Below are 242 nucleotides of genomic sequence, written 5' to 3'. Positions count from 1 at the left end.
ACCAGCATCCATGGTCACGAGCCAGTCGAAGCGTTGAGCTTCGTCCATGTAGGCGGTGGCCACAATCACGCTCATATCGGAACGATCCAGACGGATGCGCCCGATCAGGTCCCAGAACTGGGCCCGCGCTAACGGATCGACTCCCGTGGTCGGTTCGTCAAGGATCAACAGGTCGGGGTCATGGATCAATGCGCAGCACAGACCGAGTTTCTGCTTCATGCCCCCCGAAAGCTTTCCGGCAG

The 242-nt window shown here is 59.5% G+C and carries 1 protein-coding gene; it reads right to left on the bottom strand.

The window, feature by feature from the left end; genetic code table 11:
• A partial coding sequence (locus tag HBA93_RS23070; RefSeq protein ID WP_221724781.1) for an ATP-binding cassette domain-containing protein occupies positions 1–242 on the bottom strand: 242 nt, incomplete at both ends.

The sequence above is a fragment of the Ochrobactrum sp. SFR4 genome (assembly GCF_019730395.1).
In the GTDB taxonomy this organism is placed as follows: domain Bacteria; phylum Pseudomonadota; class Alphaproteobacteria; order Rhizobiales; family Rhizobiaceae; genus Pseudochrobactrum.
This window is presented reverse-complemented; position numbering and strand designations above follow the sequence as displayed.